At 71.0% G+C, this 15,993-nt stretch carries 20 protein-coding genes; 6 read left to right on the forward strand and 14 right to left on the reverse strand.

What is annotated here, in order from left to right; genetic code table 11:
* The first annotated feature begins 76 nt into the window (after positions 1-76).
* The 3 genes from AB0J66_RS14270 (at position 77) to AB0J66_RS14280 (ending at position 3,199) form a co-directional block, all read left to right on the forward strand.
* Entirely contained in the window at positions 77-436 is a 360-nt protein-coding gene (locus tag AB0J66_RS14270) for a YraN family protein (protein WP_364659778.1), read from the forward strand.
* Positions 436-1,947 (forward strand): YifB family Mg chelatase-like AAA ATPase, encoded by a 1,512-nt coding sequence (locus tag AB0J66_RS14275; RefSeq protein WP_364659780.1) that lies wholly within the window; start codon positions 436-438, stop codon positions 1,945-1,947. The genes AB0J66_RS14270 and AB0J66_RS14275 overlap by 1 nt, the downstream gene beginning before the upstream one ends.
* Positions 1,948-2,047: 100 nt before the next feature.
* Positions 2,048-3,199, forward strand: a complete 1,152-nt coding sequence (locus AB0J66_RS14280; RefSeq protein ID WP_364659782.1) for a DNA-processing protein DprA — start codon at positions 2,048-2,050, stop codon at positions 3,197-3,199.
* 64 nt (positions 3,200-3,263) lie between these two features.
* On the opposite strand, the gene AB0J66_RS14285 is transcribed toward AB0J66_RS14280, so the two are convergent.
* Positions 3,264-3,449, reverse strand: a complete 186-nt coding sequence (locus AB0J66_RS14285; RefSeq protein ID WP_364660251.1) for a DNA-binding protein — start codon at positions 3,447-3,449, stop codon at positions 3,264-3,266.
* Between the two features lie 2,484 nt (positions 3,450-5,933).
* On the opposite strand from AB0J66_RS14285, the gene AB0J66_RS14290 reads away from it, so the two are divergent.
* Entirely contained in the window at positions 5,934-6,338 is a 405-nt protein-coding gene (locus AB0J66_RS14290; RefSeq protein ID WP_364659784.1) for a winged helix-turn-helix domain-containing protein, read from the forward strand.
* A 58-nt stretch (positions 6,339-6,396) separates the two neighbouring features.
* On the opposite strand, the gene AB0J66_RS14295 is transcribed toward AB0J66_RS14290, so the two are convergent.
* Both AB0J66_RS14295 and AB0J66_RS14300 read right to left on the reverse strand, forming a co-directional pair.
* Complete coding sequence (locus AB0J66_RS14295; RefSeq protein WP_364659785.1) at positions 6,397-6,858, reverse strand: pyridoxamine 5'-phosphate oxidase family protein; 462 nt, start codon at positions 6,856-6,858, stop codon at positions 6,397-6,399.
* A 27-nt stretch (positions 6,859-6,885) separates the two neighbouring features.
* Positions 6,886-7,380, reverse strand: coding sequence for a DUF6636 domain-containing protein (locus AB0J66_RS14300; RefSeq protein ID WP_364659787.1), 495 nt, complete (start codon positions 7,378-7,380; stop codon positions 6,886-6,888).
* 61 nt (positions 7,381-7,441) lie between these two features.
* Between AB0J66_RS14300 and AB0J66_RS14305 the strand changes: the two genes are divergently transcribed.
* Both AB0J66_RS14305 and AB0J66_RS14310 read left to right on the forward strand, forming a co-directional pair.
* On the forward strand, positions 7,442-8,389 hold the full coding sequence (locus tag AB0J66_RS14305; protein WP_364659789.1) for a tyrosine recombinase XerC: 948 nt from the start codon (positions 7,442-7,444) through the stop codon (positions 8,387-8,389).
* Between the two features lie 17 nt (positions 8,390-8,406).
* Complete coding sequence (locus tag AB0J66_RS14310; RefSeq protein WP_364659791.1) at positions 8,407-9,594, forward strand: aminotransferase class V-fold PLP-dependent enzyme; 1,188 nt, start codon at positions 8,407-8,409, stop codon at positions 9,592-9,594.
* Between the two features lie 35 nt (positions 9,595-9,629).
* Here AB0J66_RS14310 and AB0J66_RS14315 read toward each other — a convergent pair whose 3' ends face one another.
* The 11 genes from AB0J66_RS14315 to rpsP form a co-directional block, all read right to left on the reverse strand.
* Positions 9,630-10,049 carry a M23 family metallopeptidase gene (locus AB0J66_RS14315; RefSeq protein WP_364659792.1) on the reverse strand — a complete coding sequence of 140 codons (420 nt, stop codon included), beginning with the start codon at positions 10,047-10,049 and terminating at the stop codon, positions 9,630-9,632.
* 68 nt (positions 10,050-10,117) lie between these two features.
* Entirely contained in the window at positions 10,118-10,441 is a 324-nt protein-coding gene (locus tag AB0J66_RS14320) for a DUF2469 domain-containing protein (protein WP_067505225.1), read from the reverse strand.
* Positions 10,438-11,277 carry a ribonuclease HII gene (locus tag AB0J66_RS14325; protein WP_364659794.1) on the reverse strand — a complete coding sequence of 280 codons (840 nt, stop codon included), beginning with the start codon at positions 11,275-11,277 and terminating at the stop codon, positions 10,438-10,440. The genes AB0J66_RS14320 and AB0J66_RS14325 overlap by 4 nt, the downstream gene beginning before the upstream one ends.
* Positions 11,277-11,720 (reverse strand): NUDIX domain-containing protein, encoded by a 444-nt coding sequence (locus AB0J66_RS14330; RefSeq protein ID WP_364659796.1) that lies wholly within the window; start codon positions 11,718-11,720, stop codon positions 11,277-11,279. The genes AB0J66_RS14325 and AB0J66_RS14330 overlap by 1 nt, the downstream gene beginning before the upstream one ends.
* A gap of 44 nt (positions 11,721-11,764) precedes the next feature.
* Entirely contained in the window at positions 11,765-12,403 is a 639-nt protein-coding gene (gene lepB, locus AB0J66_RS14335) for a signal peptidase I (RefSeq protein ID WP_364659798.1), read from the reverse strand.
* The gene (lepB, locus tag AB0J66_RS14340) at positions 12,400-13,269 is read right to left on the reverse strand and encodes a signal peptidase I (protein WP_364660253.1); all 870 of its coding nucleotides are present in this window, start codon (positions 13,267-13,269) and stop codon (positions 12,400-12,402) included. The genes lepB (AB0J66_RS14335) and lepB (AB0J66_RS14340) overlap by 4 nt, the downstream gene beginning before the upstream one ends.
* Positions 13,270-13,381: 112 nt before the next feature.
* The gene (rplS, locus tag AB0J66_RS14345; protein WP_364659800.1) at positions 13,382-13,738 is read right to left on the reverse strand and encodes a 50S ribosomal protein L19; all 357 of its coding nucleotides are present in this window, start codon (positions 13,736-13,738) and stop codon (positions 13,382-13,384) included.
* Positions 13,739-13,861: 123 nt separating this feature from the next.
* Entirely contained in the window at positions 13,862-14,620 is a 759-nt protein-coding gene (gene trmD, locus AB0J66_RS14350) for a tRNA (guanosine(37)-N1)-methyltransferase TrmD (RefSeq protein WP_364659802.1), read from the reverse strand.
* Entirely contained in the window at positions 14,620-15,186 is a 567-nt protein-coding gene (gene rimM / locus AB0J66_RS14355) for a ribosome maturation factor RimM (protein WP_364659804.1), read from the reverse strand. The genes trmD and rimM overlap by 1 nt, the downstream gene beginning before the upstream one ends.
* Positions 15,187-15,189: 3 nt before the next feature.
* Entirely contained in the window at positions 15,190-15,447 is a 258-nt protein-coding gene (locus AB0J66_RS14360) for an RNA-binding protein (protein WP_014447131.1), read from the reverse strand.
* Complete coding sequence (gene rpsP, locus AB0J66_RS14365) at positions 15,425-15,940, reverse strand: 30S ribosomal protein S16 (RefSeq protein ID WP_364659806.1); 516 nt, start codon at positions 15,938-15,940, stop codon at positions 15,425-15,427. Before rpsP ends, AB0J66_RS14360 begins: the two co-directional genes overlap by 23 nt.
* Between the last annotated feature and the right edge of the window lie 53 nt (positions 15,941-15,993).

Consider the following 15,993-nt stretch of genomic DNA (forward strand, 5'->3'; position numbering starts at 1 on the left):
TCTCAGGTTTTCCACAATCGCGCTCTGTCCACAGGGCCCGCGGCACAGCGCTCGCGATCGGGCCAGGGTGTCGGCCATGACGACGCAAAGACGAGCGGTGGGCGCGTACGGCGAACGGGTCGCCGCCCAGCACCTCATGGACCTGGGATACGTGATCCTGGCGCGCAACTGGCGCTGCGCCGACGGCGAGCTCGACCTCGTCCTGCGCGACGGCGACGACCTGGTCATCTGTGAGGTCAAGACCCGGCTCAACAGCAACTTCGGCCCGCCGGCGGAAGCGATCACGCCGAGCAAGGTCCGCAAGATCCGGCGCCTTGCCCGCCGCTGGCTCGACGAGTCCGGCCTCAGCCACCGGGAGATCCGCTTCGACGTGGTCGAGGTGCTCCCGCAGCAGCGGGGCGCCACCCAGATCCAGCACCTGCGTGCGGCGTTCTGATGAGCTACGCCCGCGTGCTCTGCGTCGGCCTGGTCGGGATGACCGGCCACATCGTCGAGGTGGAGGCCGACCTCTCGGCCGGGCTGCCGGCGGTGGTGCTGACCGGCCTGCCCGACACCGCCCTGCACGAGGCCCGCGACCGGGTGCGGGCGGCCGTGGTCAACTCGGGCCAGTCCTGGCCCAACCGCCGGATCACGGTCAACCTGCTGCCGGCCGCCCTGCCCAAACACGGCAGCGCCTTCGACCTCGCCATCGCCGCCGCCCTCCTGGCCGGCGCCGGTGAGCTGCCGGCGGCCGCGCTCGAGGGCGTCGTGCTGCTCGGTGAGCTCGGCCTGGACGGGGCGGTCCGCCCGGTGCGCGGCGTGCTGCCGATGGTGGCCGCCGCCGCGGGCGCGGGCATCGACCGGGTGATCGTGCCGCTCGACAACGCGCGGGAGGCCACGGTCGTGCCCGGTGTCACCGTGCGGGCCGTCGACAGCCTGCACCGGCTGGTCGACTTCGTCCGGGCCGGCGGCGAGCTGCTCGACCCGCCGCCACCCATCCCGGCGCCCCCGGCCGGCGGCCCCGACCTGGCCGACGTCTCCGGACAGGAGCTGGGCCGCTACGGCCTCGAGGTGGCCGCGGCCGGCGGTCACCACCTGGCGCTGTTCGGAGCGCCCGGCGCGGGCAAGACGATGCTGGCCGAACGCCTCCCGTCGCTCCTGCCCGAGCTCGGCGACGCGGCGGCCCTCGAGGTCACGGCGCTGCAGTCGATCGCCGGGCAGCTCACCGCGAACGAAGGCCTGGTCCGGCGGCCGCCGTTCCAGGCGCCGCACCACACGGCGACCACGGCGGCCCTGGTCGGCGGGGGCAGCGGCATCCCCCGGCCCGGCGCGCTGTCGCTGGCCCACCGCGGCGTGCTCTTCCTCGACGAGGCGGCCGAGATCCGCAACTCCACCCTGCAGGCGCTGCGCCAGCCACTGGAGACGGGGGTGGTGGTGCTGGGCCGGGCCCAGGGCACGATCCGGTACCCGGCCCGCGTCCAGCTCGTGATGGCGGCCAACCCGTGCCCGTGCGCGAGCCCCGCCGGCGATCAGAATTGTGTCTGCTCACCGCTGACCCGGCGCCGCTATCTGGCCCGGCTCTCGGGACCGCTGCTCGACCGCATCGACATCCGGCTGACCCTGCACCCTCTGACGGCCGCCCAGTTGATGACGGCGACCACACCGGCGCCGACCTCGGCCGTGGTCGGCGAGCGGGTGGCCAAGGCCCGGGCGGCGGCCCGGGCCCGCTGGGATCGGGTCAACGCCGACGTGCCCGGCCCCAAGCTCCGCCAAGCGCCCTGGCGGTTGCCGGCCAAGGACACCACTGACCTGCACCATGCTCTCGATCGCGGGCTGCTGTCGGCCCGGGGCTTCGACAGAGTCGTCCGGTTGGCTTGGACGATCGCGGACCTCGACGGCCTCGACCGTCCCGCCCGCCGAGAGGTGACCGAGGCGTTCCAGCTCCGCATGGGCGACGTTCGTGGCTGACTTCGAGCCCGTCCTTCCTCTTGTCTCCGATCCTTCCCCGGCCGGCCCTGCCGGCGGCGCCCTTTCCGCAGCCGGCACGGATGCTGATCGGGCGGCACGGGTGGCGCTCACCTGGCTGGCCGAGCCGGGCAACCGGAAGGTGTGGGAGCTGGTGGAGCGGTTCGGCGCGCCGGAGGCACTCGATCGGCTGATGCGCAGCGAGCTCAAAGGGGCGATGCGGACCGCCTTGCAGGTGCGGGCGCCCGATCTGGCGCCGGGACGGCTGATGGAACTCACCCTGGGGAGGGCCCGGCGGCTCGGGGCGCGCATCGTGGTGCCGTCGGACGACGAGTGGCCGCGCCGGGTCGAGTCGCTGGCCACGCTGAGGCTGGACGGACCGGGCCGGGCCAATGAGGACGTACGGCCGCCGTTGTGTTTCTGGGTTCGCGGGCCGTGGCCGCTGGGCGCGACGCTCGAACGGTCGGTCGCCGTGGTCGGGGCCCGCGCCGCCACCCCGTACGGCCTGCATGTGACCACCGAGCTGGCCTTCGGCCTGGCCGAGGCGGGCTGGACGGTCGTCTCGGGTGGCGCCTTCGGCATCGACGCGGCGGCGCACCGGGCGGCCATGGCCGGTGGCGGGCGTACGGTCGCGGTGCTGGCCTGCGGAGTGGACCGGCCCTACCCGGCGGGCAACTCGGCGATGTTCGAGCAGATCACCGAGACCGGCCTGCTGATCAGCGAATGGCCCCCGGGCGCGGAACCGCTGCGGCACCGCTTCCTGATCCGCAACAGGGTGATCGCGGCCGCGACCGCCGGCACGGTGATGGTCGAGGCGGCGGCGCGCAGCGGGGCGGCCCAGACCATGAGCCGGGTGCTGGCCCTCAACCGTACGGCCATGATCGTGCCCGGCCCGGTGACGTCGGCGGTGTCCGTGGGCTGCCACGAGCTGCTCCGCGACCGGCCGGAGACGATCCTGGTCACCGGCCTGCCGCACGTGCTCGAGGCGGTCGGCCGGGTGGGTGAATATTTCGCCGACCCGCCGCGGGGCCCGGCCCACCGGCGCGACTCGCTCGACGAGGAGTCAGCGCTCGTGCTGGAGGCGGTGCCGCGCCGGGGCACGGCCACCCCCGAGGAGCTGGCCGCGAAGGCCGGGGTGGAGCTGCGCACGGTCCTGCGCCGGCTCTCCCTGCTGGAAGTGGCCGGCTTCGTCGAACGCCGAGGAGCCGGGGTGGCCCTGGCGCCGCCCTCCACACCGGACTCACGACATGACTGAGAGGCGCCGAGCCGTTGCGGCCCGGTCGCCTGGTCACATCCCCGCGCGCCCGTACGGCGGCGGGTCAGTCCTCGGAGTCGTCCAGGTCCCGGCGGTGCACCTTCATCCACCCCTCGACGTCGTCGGTCATCCAGACCTTGCCTTGGGCCAGATCGGCAACCGGCTTGGGGAAGTCGGCGCGGCTGGTGATCTGGTACGCACGCTGCCGGCTCACCCCACCCAGACGGATGCGGATCTCGTGTGCCCCCATGAGCCGGATCGGTTTCGCTGCCACATGATCGACCGTAGGCGCGAGACTATTAGTCGGTCATAAAGTTTACAGGAGACACGTAGTCATGAGTCATCTATACTGTTCCCATGACTAGGCGAAGTCAGAGCCACCGACCCGTGCCCGTGTACCCCACACATAGACGCACGTGGCGCACCCTCTGGCGCCGGTGCAGCTGCGGCCTCCCCGCCCCCTGCATCGACCGTCTGGTTCCCCCTCCAGCCCTTCCCTTCCCCCTCCGAGCCCCCCACACGCTCCCGTCCCCACCCCACCACGGCCCGTTCCCACCGTGGACCTTCGCCTACCCACCCCACCGCAATCCCCAGGCCTTCCTCTTCCCGCCCTACAGCCCTCGTCCCCACCCTTCGCCGCCCCACCCCGACGCCCACCGGCCACAGTTCTCGCCGGCTCAATCTCTACCGCCCGCGTCCACTCCGCCCGATGTCCCCGGCCCGTTGGCGCCCACCTCACGGCCTTCGCCCGATCCTTTGCCTCCCCTGACGTCCGCCTCGCCGTTGAACACCTTTCCTCCGCTGGCATCCGGCTCGCCGCCCCCGCCGGACCCCTTGCTTCCGCTGGCACCCGCCTCGCCGCCCCCGCCGGACCCCTTGCTTCCGCTGGCACCCGGCACGCCACCCCCGGGCGACTCCGTTCATCCCCGGACGTTCGACTCTCCGGAGCCAGGCGATCCCTTCATCCGGGCCTTCGCCCCTCCGCCTCCGCGCGATCACCTCCATCCCCGGACGTTCGTCTCTCCGCCCCGTCGTGGCCCGCTCCACCCCCGGACGTTCCCGTCCCCGGCCGGCCGCGATCCCGCCCACGAAAGGAGGCCCATCAGGTCAGACCCCGGTTCCCCTGCCACAGGTGCCGCCCGGCGGACACCGCCCTCCACCTCGGAGGCCCCCAATCCGCCGGGCGGTCACCCGCTCCAGCACGGCCCTCCCGCTCTCCCCCCACCCGGAAGCCACACACCCAACGGGGGCGGCCGCCGTCGCTCCAGCCGGACCGACGGCGGCCGATCCCCCTACTCCGCGCCCACCACCAAACGCCGGTCAGCCCACCCCGGTCCACCGCCGGACCAAGACCACATCACCCCCGGCACCTGGCGGCGCCGGGCCGCGGGTGCTGGTGGCTGATCCTCACCAGCACCCGCGCTTAAGCCGCGGCGAGCGACCGGCGACGCGCTCACCGCACCAAAGCTCGGACCACCGGCCCGCGGGACCCTCAGGCCCTAAGGCCGGCGGTTCGAGCGAACCCGCAACGCCTTCCCGGCGCGCAGGCCACCAACCAACCGCCCGGGGCTACCTCGCGTATGGGCCAACCCGGGAGAACTCGCTATCCCGTTCTTATGCCTCAACAAAGAGCCACAGCCACCGCGCCACGCGGAGGGGGTCACCGCGCCACGCCAAGGCGGTCTACCGGCCCCGCGAGGGCCGCTCCGGCACGCCACGCGAAGGTGGGCCCGGCACGCCACGCGAAGGGAAGTCCGATGCGCCACGCGGAGGTGGGTTCAGCGAGCCACGCGAAGGAAAGTCCGGCCCGCCATGCGGTGGCAGGCCTCGGCACGCCACGCGGAGGGAAATCCGGCACGCCACGTGGAGGGAAGTCCGGCCGCCAAGCGGTGGCGGGTCCGGCCACCAGGCGGTGGCAGGTCCGGCGCGCCACGCGGAAGGAAGTCCGGCCACCAAGCGGTGGCAGGTCCGGCCACCAGGCGGTGGCAGGTCCGGCGCGCCACGCGGAAAGAAGTCCGGCCACCAAGCGGTGGCAGGTCCGGCGCGCCACGCGGAAAGAAGTCCGGCCACCAAGCGGTGGCAGGTCCGGCGCGCCACGCGGAAGGAAGTCTGGCGCGCCTCTCGAAGGCGCGTCCGGCGCGCCACGCACAAGAAGAGTCCGATGCGGTGGCGGGTTCAGCGCGCCTCGCGGAGGAGGTCCGAGGCGCTGCGCGAAAGCGGATCCGGCGCCGGGGCTCACCCCGCATGGCAACTCGGCGGCCGCTTGCTCTGCTCTTCGGCCGCTCGCCAAACCGGACCGTTTCGCCAACCTCCCACCGCCGCCTCGCGAGGGCTCGAGTCCCGAGCTGTAGCAGCTCACCTGGAGGTCCAATCACCCAGCCGGGGCCGAGACTGCAGAGTCGGGCGGCTGGCCACCGTCGGCGAGCACGGGCAGCCCGACGCCGTCGTGCGAACGGGGCCGCAAACCGAGCAGGGTGCCTGGCCTTGATCGAGGTCTTGCTCGGCGGTGAACAGGGGCCGTTGTGGGCGATGGGGGCGGGGACGAAATCGGGGTGGTCGAGGGTGGGATTGAACGGGCGACATCCGGGCCGGGACGCGGATGCGTGCGGTGGGACTGTCGCCCGCCCTGCCGCGCGATCAAGCTCGGCCTTCTCAAGCGCGGCACGTCCATCGTACTAACGACCGGTCATACGTACAATACGACGGAGCGATGTGGTCACGTAAACTGTTGAACATGATCGATCCCTCCGCGGACCGTGCGGTGTTCCGGCAACTGGCTGACCTGCTCCGGAATCAGATCGAGTCCGGGGAGCTGGGGCCTGGGGAGCCGCTGCCCAGCGAGCTGCGGCTGGCCCAGGAGTACGGGATCAGCCGCACCACGGTCCGCCAGGCGATCGGCCAGCTTCGGACGGAGGGTCTCGTCACCGTTGACCGGCCGCGTGGCACGTTCGTCCGGGTGCCGGAGCCGACGGAGGTCATCGCTCTGGCCCGCGGCGAGCGGGTCAGCGCCCGCATGCCCACCGACGCCGAGCGCCGCAAGTACCGCCTCGGCGAGGGTGTGCCCGTCCTGGTGGTCACCACCCCGGACGGCACGCAGACCGTCCACCCGGCCGACCGCGTCCAACTGACCCGCCCCTAGCGCCCCACTGCGAGCGCATGCCGACCCGCGACGCGCCAGGTGAGTGGGGCTGGGGGTGTCACTTTCGGGTGCGGCGCTGGTGGCCTCGGGTCGGGTGCCATGTCTCGATGACCAGGTGGTCGGCGGGAGTGCCGACGTAGGTCAGGACCACCTCGGTGATGTCCAGGCGGAAGAAGGCGGCGTCCGCATGGGGGGTGTCGGCCGGGGGTGGGGTTTCTACGGCGAGGCCGGCCATCTTCGCGTCTCCCGGGCCGGTTTCGGGGGCGTCCGAGGGGGGCTCCAAGGTGGGGGCGTGCATCGCCATGCGGGGGTCTCGGCGCAGGTCCAGCAGTTTCACTGCGCCGGGCATGGAGCCGAAGGTGAGCTCGCCGTCCTGGAAGACCGCCTCGGTGGCGCTGATCCGGGGGGAGCCGTCGCGCCGCAGGGTGGCGATGGTCTTGTTGGTGCCCGCGTCGAACAGGGCCCTCACGCGCTGCGCGAAGGCGGGTGCGTCCTTTTCGATTTCTGCCCAGCTGGCCATGTCGTCGACCCTAGCGACAGATCCCCATCAGAAGAGGTCGTAGGTGGCCCGGGCCAGGGCGAAACCGTGCCCTGTCTTCTCGTCCTCGCAGGTCATCGCGCGGGCGGTGCTGTCGCAGCGGATCGTCCCGGAGCGCAGGGCCTCGCCGTACTCCAGGGTGTTGGCGGACGAGCCGGCCAGGGTGTCGCCCGCGCAGGTGAAGTCGGCCTTCCCCGATTCCAGGACCATGCCGTTGCCCCAGGCCTGCAGGCAGTCCTCCGGTTGGGGCGAGGCGGCCCACTCCTTGTCCACAATGTCGCAGCGGACGGAGGCGCTGGTCAGGGCGCACACGATGTTCTTCGACGGTGACTGGAAGGTCGCCTCGGTGACCTCCTCGACCCGGCTGCCGAAACCGGCCACGGCCGACGGGAGCGGCCCGGACGAGGTGGGGGTGGGTGACGGCGACGAGTTGTCATCAAGCAAGGAGCAACCGGACAGGACCGCCAGCAGAGCCGGCGCCAGGAGACAACGGAAGCGAGCCATGGTGATCGGCAGTGTAATGCCGCCCGACCAGCGTGGCCGCTTGACGGACGCGGGTCGAGCGATGACGGTCGACATGGTGGACACGCGGGACATGCACGAGCGGCTGCCGGAGGCGATGCGGCAGGCCGTGGACGACTTCGGGCACCATCTCGCGCGGGTCGAGAATCGATCGGCCCACACCGTACGGGCGTACGTCGGTGACGTGGTCTCGTTGCTGGATCATGCCGCCCGCCAGGGTGTCACCTCGCCGGCCGGTCTCGACCTCGGCCTGCTGCGGGCTTGGCTGGCGGCCCGGATGCGGGAGGGGGCCGCGCGCACATCGCAGGCGAGGCGGGCGGCCGCGGCCCGGGCCTTCACGGGGTGGGCCTTCCGCACCGAGCGGATCCCGGTCAACGTCGGCGCCAATCTCGCCAGCCCGCGGGCCCACCGCACCCTCCCGACAGTGCTCCGCGCCGACCAGGCCGCCACCCTGATCGAGGGACAGGAAGAAAAGGCCGAGAACACCGATCCCGCGGCGCTGCGGGACCGGGCCGTGCTGGAGCTGCTCTACGCCACGGGCGTACGGGTCAGTGAGCTCTGCGGCCTGAACCGCGCCGACCTGGACGAGTCGCGCCGGCTCGTGCGGGTCTTCGGCAAGGGTGCCAAGGAGCGGGCCGTCCCCTATGGCCTGCCGGCCCAGCGTGCCCTGGACGACTACCTCCGGCACGGCCGCCCGCACCTGGCCGGAGACAGGACCGACGCCCTGTTCCTCGGGGTCAAGGGCGGCCGGCTGCAGCAGACCGTCGTGCGGCGGATCGTGGACGCGGCGGCGCGTGCGGCCGGCCTGCCGCACACCAGCCCGCACGATCTGCGGCACTCGGCGGCCACCCACCTTCTCGACGGCGGGGCGGATCTCCGGGCCGTGCAGGATCTGCTCGGGCACGCCTCGCTGTCGAGCACGCAGATCTACACGCACGTGTCGACCGAGCGTCTCCGGGCCGCCTTCAAACAGGCGCACCCCCGGGCGTGACCCCGTACGATCAGAGGGTGAGCGCCGCCGCACCGCCCGCAGCCATCCCCGGCGCCCGTCTTCTGTTCTCGCTCGACCCGGGCGTGTCCTATCTCAACCACGGCTCGTTCGGCGCCGTCCCGATCGGCGTGCAGCGGGCCCAGCAGCGCCTGCGCGACGAGGTCGACGCCAACCCGATGGCCTTTTACGCGGGCGAGGGCCTGATGGACCGGGTCGTCCATACCCGACGGCATCTGGCCTCGTTCCTCGGCGCCGACCCGGACGGCAGCGCCCTGGTCACCAACACGACGACCGGGGTCTCGCTCGTCCTGCAGTCGGTGCGGCTGGAGTCGGCCGACGAGGTGCTGCTCACCGATCACGGTTACGGCTCGGTGGCGTTCGCCGCGCGCCGGCAGTGTCGCCGGGCCGGCGCCACCGCGCGGACCGTCGCGGTGCCGCTGGGGGCGAGCGACGCCGAGGTGGTTTCGCGGATCAAGGCCGCCTTGCGGCCGGGCAAGACCAAGTTGCTCATCGTCGATCAGATCGCCTCGGCCACGGCGGTGGCTTTTCCGGTACGCGAGATCGCCGCCGCCGCCCACGAGCACGACATCCCGGTGCTGGTCGACGCCGCGCACGGGCCCGGCCAGCTCCCGGTCGATGTGGCCGCGATCGGCGCCGACTTCTGGGTCGGCAACCTGCACAAGTGGGCTTTCGCCCCGCGCGGCACGGCCCTGCTCGCGGTCGCTCCGCAGTGGCGGCGGCGCATCGAGCCGCTGGTCGTCTCCTGGGAGCAGGATCAGGGCTTCCCGCTGGCCGTCGAATATCAGGGCACGCTGGATTACACCCCGTGGCTGGCCGCCCCGAGCGGCCTGTTCGTCCTGCGCACGCTCGGCTGGGAGGCCGTTCGAGCGCACAATGCGGGCTTGGCCGCGTACGGCCAGAAGGTCCTCGGGGAAGCGCTCGGGGTGACCGATCTCCCCCACCCCGGCCACCCGGAGGTGGCGATGCGGATCGTGCCGCTGCCGGCCGGCCTGGCCACGACCACGCCGGAGGCGCACGCGCTGCGCGCGCACATCGCCGAGAAGCTGGCCACCGAGACCCAGGTCAACGCGTGGGGCGGCCGCGGCCTGCTCCGCCTGAGCGCCCAGGTCTACAACCGCCCGGAGGACTACGACCGCCTGGCCGAGCGCCTCCCCCAGCTGCTGCACGAGCTGAAACGCCAATAACGCCGCCCGGGCCGAGCGACCCGACAGCGAGCCGGCTAGAGCGGCAGCAACCGCACCCGTCCCAGACCGAGCAGCGCCAGCGGGTCGAGATAAAGATCCCCGCGCCGCAGCCCCCAGTGCAGGCCCGGATGGCCCGGCTCCAACAGCCCGATCACCGCGCCGCCCGCGACCACGTCACCCACCGAGACCGACGGCGTCACCGGCTCGTACGTGGTCCGCAGCCCGCCGGCATGGGCGATGCTGATCACGCCGCGACCGGCCAGAACCCCGGCGTAGAGCACCGTCCCGGGACCGGCCGACATGACGGGCGCGGACACCGGAGCTTGCAGATCGACCCCACGATGCCCGGCCAGCCACGGCTGGGCGGGCGGGTCGAAGGCGCGCACCACCGAGGGCGGCGACACCGGCCACCCGAAGGACATGACCACCAGCAGCAGACCGAGAAGACCAGGCATGCCGGTCAGCCTGCCGCAGTTTCACGACCAATGAAAAAGCCCCTGTGGATAACCCGGGGCCGCCCGAATTATCCGCCGAAGCCCGGCTCGTCCGGCAAGGAGATGTCCGGCTTCTCCAGCTCCTCGACGTTCACGTCCTTGAACGTCATCACCCGCACGTTCTTCACGAACCGGGCCGGCCTGTACATGTCCCAGACCCAGGCGTCGTGCATCTCGACCTCGAAATACACCTCGCCGTCCGAGTTGCGCACGTGCAGATCGACCTGGTTGGCCAGGTAGAAACGGCGCTCGGTCTCCACCACGTAGGAAAACTGGCGGACGATATCGCGGTACTCCCGGTAGAGCTGCAGCTCCATCTCGGTCTCGTACTTCTCGAGATCCTCTGCGCTCATCGCTTTTCGCCCTCCATGGCCTCATCTTCCCCCACACATGGCGACGGCTGAGGCTGGTCGCCCGACGCCACGCCGACGGTACCCCCAGTGGTTGCCGTAAGCACTGGCGGCACGGCCTCGGTTGCATCAAACAGTACCGGCGGGGCCTCGGCCCGGCCGGGGCGGCGAGCCCGGGGCGGGCGGTTGCTGCGCCCGGAGGCCGCGGCCACGTTCACGTACGAGAAGCGGTGCTCGGCGCACGGCCCGTGCTCGCGCAGCGCGGCCGTGTGCTCGTCGGTGATGTAGCCCTTGTGCACGGCGAACCCGTACGCCGGGAACTGGTCGTGCAGCTCGACCATCAGCCTGTCCCGGGTGACTTTGGCGAGCACGCTGGCCGCGGCCACGCACGCCGCGACCCGGTCGCCTTTCCACACGGCCAGGCCGGGCACGCCCAGGCCGTCGACCGGGAAGCCGTCGGTCAGCACGTACTCCGGCGGGGTGGCGAGCGACGCGAGCGCGCGGCGCATCGCCGCGAGGTTGCAGACGTGCAGGCCGCGCGCGTCCACCTCGGTGGGCGGGATGATCACCACCGACCAGGCCAGGGCCCGGGCCACGACCTCGCCGTAGACGCGCTCGCGGGCGGCCGGGGTCAGCAGCTTGGAGTCGGCCAGCTCGTCGATCTCGCCGCGCTTGCCCTCGGGCAGGATGCAGGCGGCGGCCACGAGCGGGCCCGCACAGGCGCCCCGGCCCGCCTCGTCGGCCCCGGCCACCTGACGGAAGCCGCGGCGCTGGAGGGCGCGCTCGAGGGCGTAGAGCCCGCCCTCGCGGCGGACCACGGTGCGTGGCGGGGCCAGCATCACAGCCCCCGCAACAGGGCGGGCAGCTCGACCGGGAAGATCTGCTCCGAGCTCGCCTCGATCTCCTCGGCCGACCACCACCGGTGCTCGGTGATGGTCTCCTGCTCGTCGGCGTCCATGCCGGCCATGTCGATCTGGATCTCGGTGACCCGCAGCAGGAAGAAATCCTGCTCCTGGCGGTAGTCGCGGCCGTCGTAGCTGAACGACGTCACCTCGTGCCAGAAGGGCTCGCCGAGATCGCCGGCGGGAACGACCAGCCCGGTCTCCTCGAACAGCTCGCGGGCGGCGGCCTCGGCCACCGTCTCACCGGGCACGAGGCCACCGCCGGGAGTGAACCACCAGCGCTGGCCGGGACGGGCCGGATCACCGCCGTGCAGCAGGAGGGTGCGCCCGGCCTGATCGACGAGGAGCACGCGCCCGGCGCGGCGGTCGATGACGGTCACGCCACCAAGCCTATTGCGCCCGGCATGGATCTTCCGACCGGGTGTTACTTCGCATCCGGGATCTTGTCGAAGCCGTCCGGCACGGAGAGCCAGGTGGCCCGGTTGACCGGCCAGAACACCGTGAAGGCGCGGCCCACGACGGAGTCCTCGGTGATCGTCGCCTCGGTGATGTTGTGGTCGCTGTCCTGGTAGTGCTCCAGGGAGTCGCCCGAGGCGGCCCGGTGGTCACCCATCACCCACAACCGGCCCTCGGGCACGGTGATGTCGAAATTCGTGCTGGCGGGCGGGTCCTGCGTGCCGTCGGCGTCCTTGTAGACGTACGGCTCGTCGAGCGGGACGCCGTTGACGATCAGCTTGCCGGTGCCGGTGTACTGCACGCGGTCGCCCGGGGTGCCGATGATGCGCTTGATGAAGTCCTCGCCCTCGGCGCCCGACTGCCATTCCTTCGGCGCCTCGAAGACGATGATCTCGCCGCGTTTCGGGTCACGGAAGTCGTAGACGAGCTTGTTGACGAGCACCCGGTCGAGCACGTTGAGCGTGTGCTCCATCGAGGGCGACGGAATGTAGAACGTCTGGAGCACGAACGCGCGCACCAGCACTGCGACCAGGATCGCCACGCCCAGGAGGATCGGAAGCTCGCGCCAGAACGAACTCTTGCGCTTCTCCGTCTGCTCGTCAATCACGAAGGGAGCCTACGACGCCGACTCGAGAACGGCAGTCCGGAACGCGCGGATAACGCCCCACTTAAGAGAAAAGGAAGTGCGAAAACTTCCGTCGAAGGACTGGTCCGGCGCTCGGGCGGACCGGCCGCGGTGGGGTGATCGGCGGCGAAAGTCTTCCACACGTCGGGCACCGAGAGGCTGGTGAACCGGCTGCTCGGCCAGACGATGACGAATGCCCGCCCGATCACGTTGTCGATCGGGACGGGGCCCTGACATCGCGCGTCCTGCGAGACCTGCCGATGGTCGCCCATGACGAACATCTCACCCGCGGGCACGGTGACCTCGGTGAAGCGGCGGCTGGTGCACTGGTTCGGGTTCGGCGGCTGGTTGATGTCGGAATTGAAGCCGTCGGCGATGTACGACTCGTCGATGCCGATGCCGTTGACCGTGATCCGCCCCTTGGCGTCGCAGCAGGCGATCTTGTCGCCCGGCAGCCCGATCACCCGCTTGATGAAGTCGCGCTCGCCCGGCCGGCTCACCCCGACGAGGTCGCCCACCGTGCGGCCCAGCTTGGCCACGAACGAGTTGCTGACCTGCTCGGTGACCTCGGGGGCCCAGTTGTCGGTGCCGCGGAAGACCACGATCTCGCCCCGGACCGGGTCGCGCATGTCGTAGACGACCTTGTTGACCAGGACCCTGTCCTTGATCTCCAGGGTGCTCTGCATCGACCCGCTGGGGATGTAGAACGCCTGCACCAGGAAGGTCCGGATCAGCACGGCGAGGCAGAAAGCCACGATCAGCAGGAGCGGAAGCTCCTGCCAGAGCGGCATCTCCTTGCGCCGGATCATGGACCGCCGCCGTCGCTCGGACGGCCGGTAGCCCTCCATCGGTTCCACGCTTCGCATCTCCCGCCGCCGACCGAACCGCCCCGGATACAGCACTACCGCCCGAGTATCTCCCTAGGGAAACTTACGGGCGGTAGCACAGGATCGATCAAGATCAGACGGTCTGCTTCTCCCGAAGCTCCTTGATCTTGGCCTTCTTGCCCCGGAGCTCACGCAGGTAGTAGAGCTTGGCGCGGCGGACGTCACCGCGGCTCACAACCTCGATCTTGTCGATCGCGGGGCTGTTGATCGGGTACGTCCGCTCGACACCGACGCCGAAGCTGATCTTCCGGACCTTGAAGGTCTCCCGGAGACCGGCGCCCTGGCGGCCGATCACGACGCCCTGGAAGATCTGGACGCGGGAACGGTTACCTTCGACGACTCGGGCGTACACCTTGAGGGTGTCGCCGGCGCGGAAGTTCGGAATGTCGGTGCGCTGCGACTGGGCGTCGAGAGCGTCCAGCGTGTTCATCGCTGCATCCTCGTACTCAAAGGCACACCGGGAGTTCGGTGCGCGGCGGGTGATCCTGGCCCCTCACCACTCCAAGGGACCCTCGATCCCACCCCGCGGCGCGAGGTGAAATCGGCAACCTCACTACTTTGCCACAGAGGGTGGCGTGATCTGAAATCCGCCCTCGGCCAGAGCCGCCCTGTCCGCTTTGTCCAACAGCTCCGGAGCATACGACGCCATCATGTCGGGCCGCCGTGAGGCGGTCCGAAGCAGGCTCTGCGTACGCCTCCAGCGGGCGATCTTCCCGTGGTCGCCCGAGCGCAAGATGTCCGGAACGTCCCGGTCGCGCCACGAGGCGGGCTTGGTGTAGACCGGCGCCTCGAGCAACCCGGCCGAGTGCGACTCCTCATCCAGTGACGACGCGTTGCCGAGCACCCCGGGCAGCAACCGGGTGACCGCCTCCATGATCACGATGACCGCGACCTCGCCGCCGAAGAGCACGTAGTCGCCGAGCGAGACCTCCCGCACCGGCATCCGGGCCGCCGCGTCGTCGATCACCCGCTGGTCGATGCCCTCGTAGCGCCCACAGGCGAAGATCAAATGATCGAGAGAGGCCAGCTCGTACGCGTCCTGCTGGGTGAACGGCTTCCCGACCGGCGACGGCACCACCAGCGTCCCCGGCCCGACCACGTCGAGCGCCTGCCCCCACGGCTCGGGCCGCATGACCATGCCGGGCCCACCGCCGTACGGGGTGTCGTCCACCGTCCGGTGCACGTCATTGGTCCAGGTGCGCAGATCGTGCACGGAAAGAGAAAGCAGACCGGTCGACCGCGCCTTGCCGATCAGCGACAGCTCGAGCGGCGCGAAGTAGTCCGGGAAGATCGAGATGATGTCGACGCGCATCAAAGATCCAGCAGGCCCTCGGGCAGATCGACGACGACGCGGCCGCCCGAAATATCCACTTCAGGGACGATGGCGGTGACGAACGGAATCAACGCGGTCCCGCCGGCCGCCTTCTTCAGAACAATGAGATCGGACGCCGGCGCGTGATCGATGCGGCCGACCGTGCCCAGCACCTCACCGGACGAGGACTCGACCCGCAGCCCGACCAGCTGGTGGTCGTGGAACTCGTCCGGGTCCTCGGGTGGCGTCAGAGCGGAGCTGTCCACCTGGAGATACACACCGCGCAGGGCCTCGGCGATGTTGCGGTCGTAGACGTTCTCGAACAGGGCGATGCCGCGGCCCTGATGCCAGCGGATCTGCTCCAGCACGAGCTGCTTGGGCACTTCATAGGGAACACCGGCGGGAACGGCCGCCGGGCCGGTGACGACACGGCGGTCCTGAGGGACCTCCGTGACGAACACCGACCCGGGGACGAAACGTTCTTCCGGTTCATCGGTCCGCACGACCACCGAAACCTCGCCCCGGATCCCGTGCGGCTTACCGATCTGGCCGACGACTAAGAGCATCGGTCAGTACGCGTCGACGATGTCGACGCGGATGCCGCGCCCACCGATCGACCCGATGACCTGCCGCAGGGCCTTGGCCGTACGCCCGCCGCGCCCGATGACCGTACCCAGGTCCTCGGGGTGCACACGGACCTCGAGCCGCTTGCCGCGGCGCGAGTCGACCAGTCGGACCCGGACGTCGTCCGGGTTGTCGACGATGCCCTTGACGAGGTGCTCCAGCGCCGGCCGGAGCGCCCCGTCAGCTCGCGTCGGCGCCGGCACCGGCCGGGTCCTCTGCGGTCTCGGCGACGGCCTCGCGGTTGGGCTCGTCCGGCTTGGCGGCCTTGGTCTGCGCCGGCTTGGCCTCGGCGGCCTCCGGAGCGGCGGCGACCTTGTCGGCCTTCTTGGGGGTCTTGGCCGGGGTGTCGGCAACGCCGGCGGCGGCCTTCGACTCGGCCTCGTACACCTCGGCGCGGCTCTGCTTGGGCTCGGCCACGAGCAGCGGCGGCGGGGCCGGCAGGCCCTTGAACTGCTGCCAGTCGCCGGTCTTCTCGAGAATGCGCTGCACGGCCTCGCTCGGCTGCGCGCCGACCGAGAGCCAGTACTGCACACGCTCGGACTTGACCTGGATGACCGAGGGGTGTTCCTTCGGCTGGTAGATGCCCACGTACTCGATGGCACGGCCGTCGCGCTTGGTGCGCGAGTCGGCGACGACGATGCGGTACTGCGGGTTGCGGATCTTGCCCATCCGCAGAAGCCGGATCTTTACGGCCACGGTTGTCTTCGCTCCTGAATGCGTGAGTTTTTGAGCCGACGGTCACCCACGTG

Origin of the sequence: Actinoplanes sp. NPDC049598 (genome assembly GCF_040675435.1) — a bacterium.
Lineage (GTDB): Bacteria > Actinomycetota > Actinomycetes > Mycobacteriales > Micromonosporaceae > Actinoplanes.

Excerpts from the sequence above, each read along its gene's own strand:
- AB0J66_RS14270 (WP_364659778.1), top strand. The coding sequence starts at position 77 with ATGACGACGCAAAGACGAGCGGTGGGCGCGTACGGCGAACGGGTCGCC.
- AB0J66_RS14275 (WP_364659780.1), top strand. The coding sequence starts at position 436 with ATGAGCTACGCCCGCGTGCTCTGCGTCGGCCTGGTCGGGATGACCGGC.
- AB0J66_RS14285 (WP_364660251.1), bottom strand. The coding sequence starts at position 3,449 with ATGGGGGCACACGAGATCCGCATCCGTCTGGGTGGGGTGAGCCGGCAG.
- AB0J66_RS14290 (WP_364659784.1), top strand. The coding sequence starts at position 5,934 with ATGATCGATCCCTCCGCGGACCGTGCGGTGTTCCGGCAACTGGCTGAC.
- AB0J66_RS14295 (WP_364659785.1), bottom strand. The coding sequence starts at position 6,858 with ATGGCCAGCTGGGCAGAAATCGAAAAGGACGCACCCGCCTTCGCGCAG.
- AB0J66_RS14300 (WP_364659787.1), bottom strand. The coding sequence starts at position 7,380 with ATGGCTCGCTTCCGTTGTCTCCTGGCGCCGGCTCTGCTGGCGGTCCTG.
- AB0J66_RS14305 (WP_364659789.1), top strand. The coding sequence starts at position 7,442 with ATGACGGTCGACATGGTGGACACGCGGGACATGCACGAGCGGCTGCCG.
- AB0J66_RS14315 (WP_364659792.1), bottom strand. The coding sequence starts at position 10,049 with ATGCCTGGTCTTCTCGGTCTGCTGCTGGTGGTCATGTCCTTCGGGTGG.
- AB0J66_RS14320 (WP_067505225.1), bottom strand. The coding sequence starts at position 10,441 with ATGAGCGCAGAGGATCTCGAGAAGTACGAGACCGAGATGGAGCTGCAG.
- AB0J66_RS14325 (WP_364659794.1), bottom strand. The coding sequence starts at position 11,277 with ATGCTGGCCCCGCCACGCACCGTGGTCCGCCGCGAGGGCGGGCTCTAC.
- lepB (WP_364660253.1), bottom strand. The coding sequence starts at position 13,269 with ATGGAGGGCTACCGGCCGTCCGAGCGACGGCGGCGGTCCATGATCCGG.
- rplS (WP_364659800.1), bottom strand. The coding sequence starts at position 13,738 with ATGAACACGCTGGACGCTCTCGACGCCCAGTCGCAGCGCACCGACATT.
- trmD (WP_364659802.1), bottom strand. The coding sequence starts at position 14,620 with ATGCGCGTCGACATCATCTCGATCTTCCCGGACTACTTCGCGCCGCTC.
- rimM (WP_364659804.1), bottom strand. The coding sequence starts at position 15,186 with ATGCTCTTAGTCGTCGGCCAGATCGGTAAGCCGCACGGGATCCGGGGC.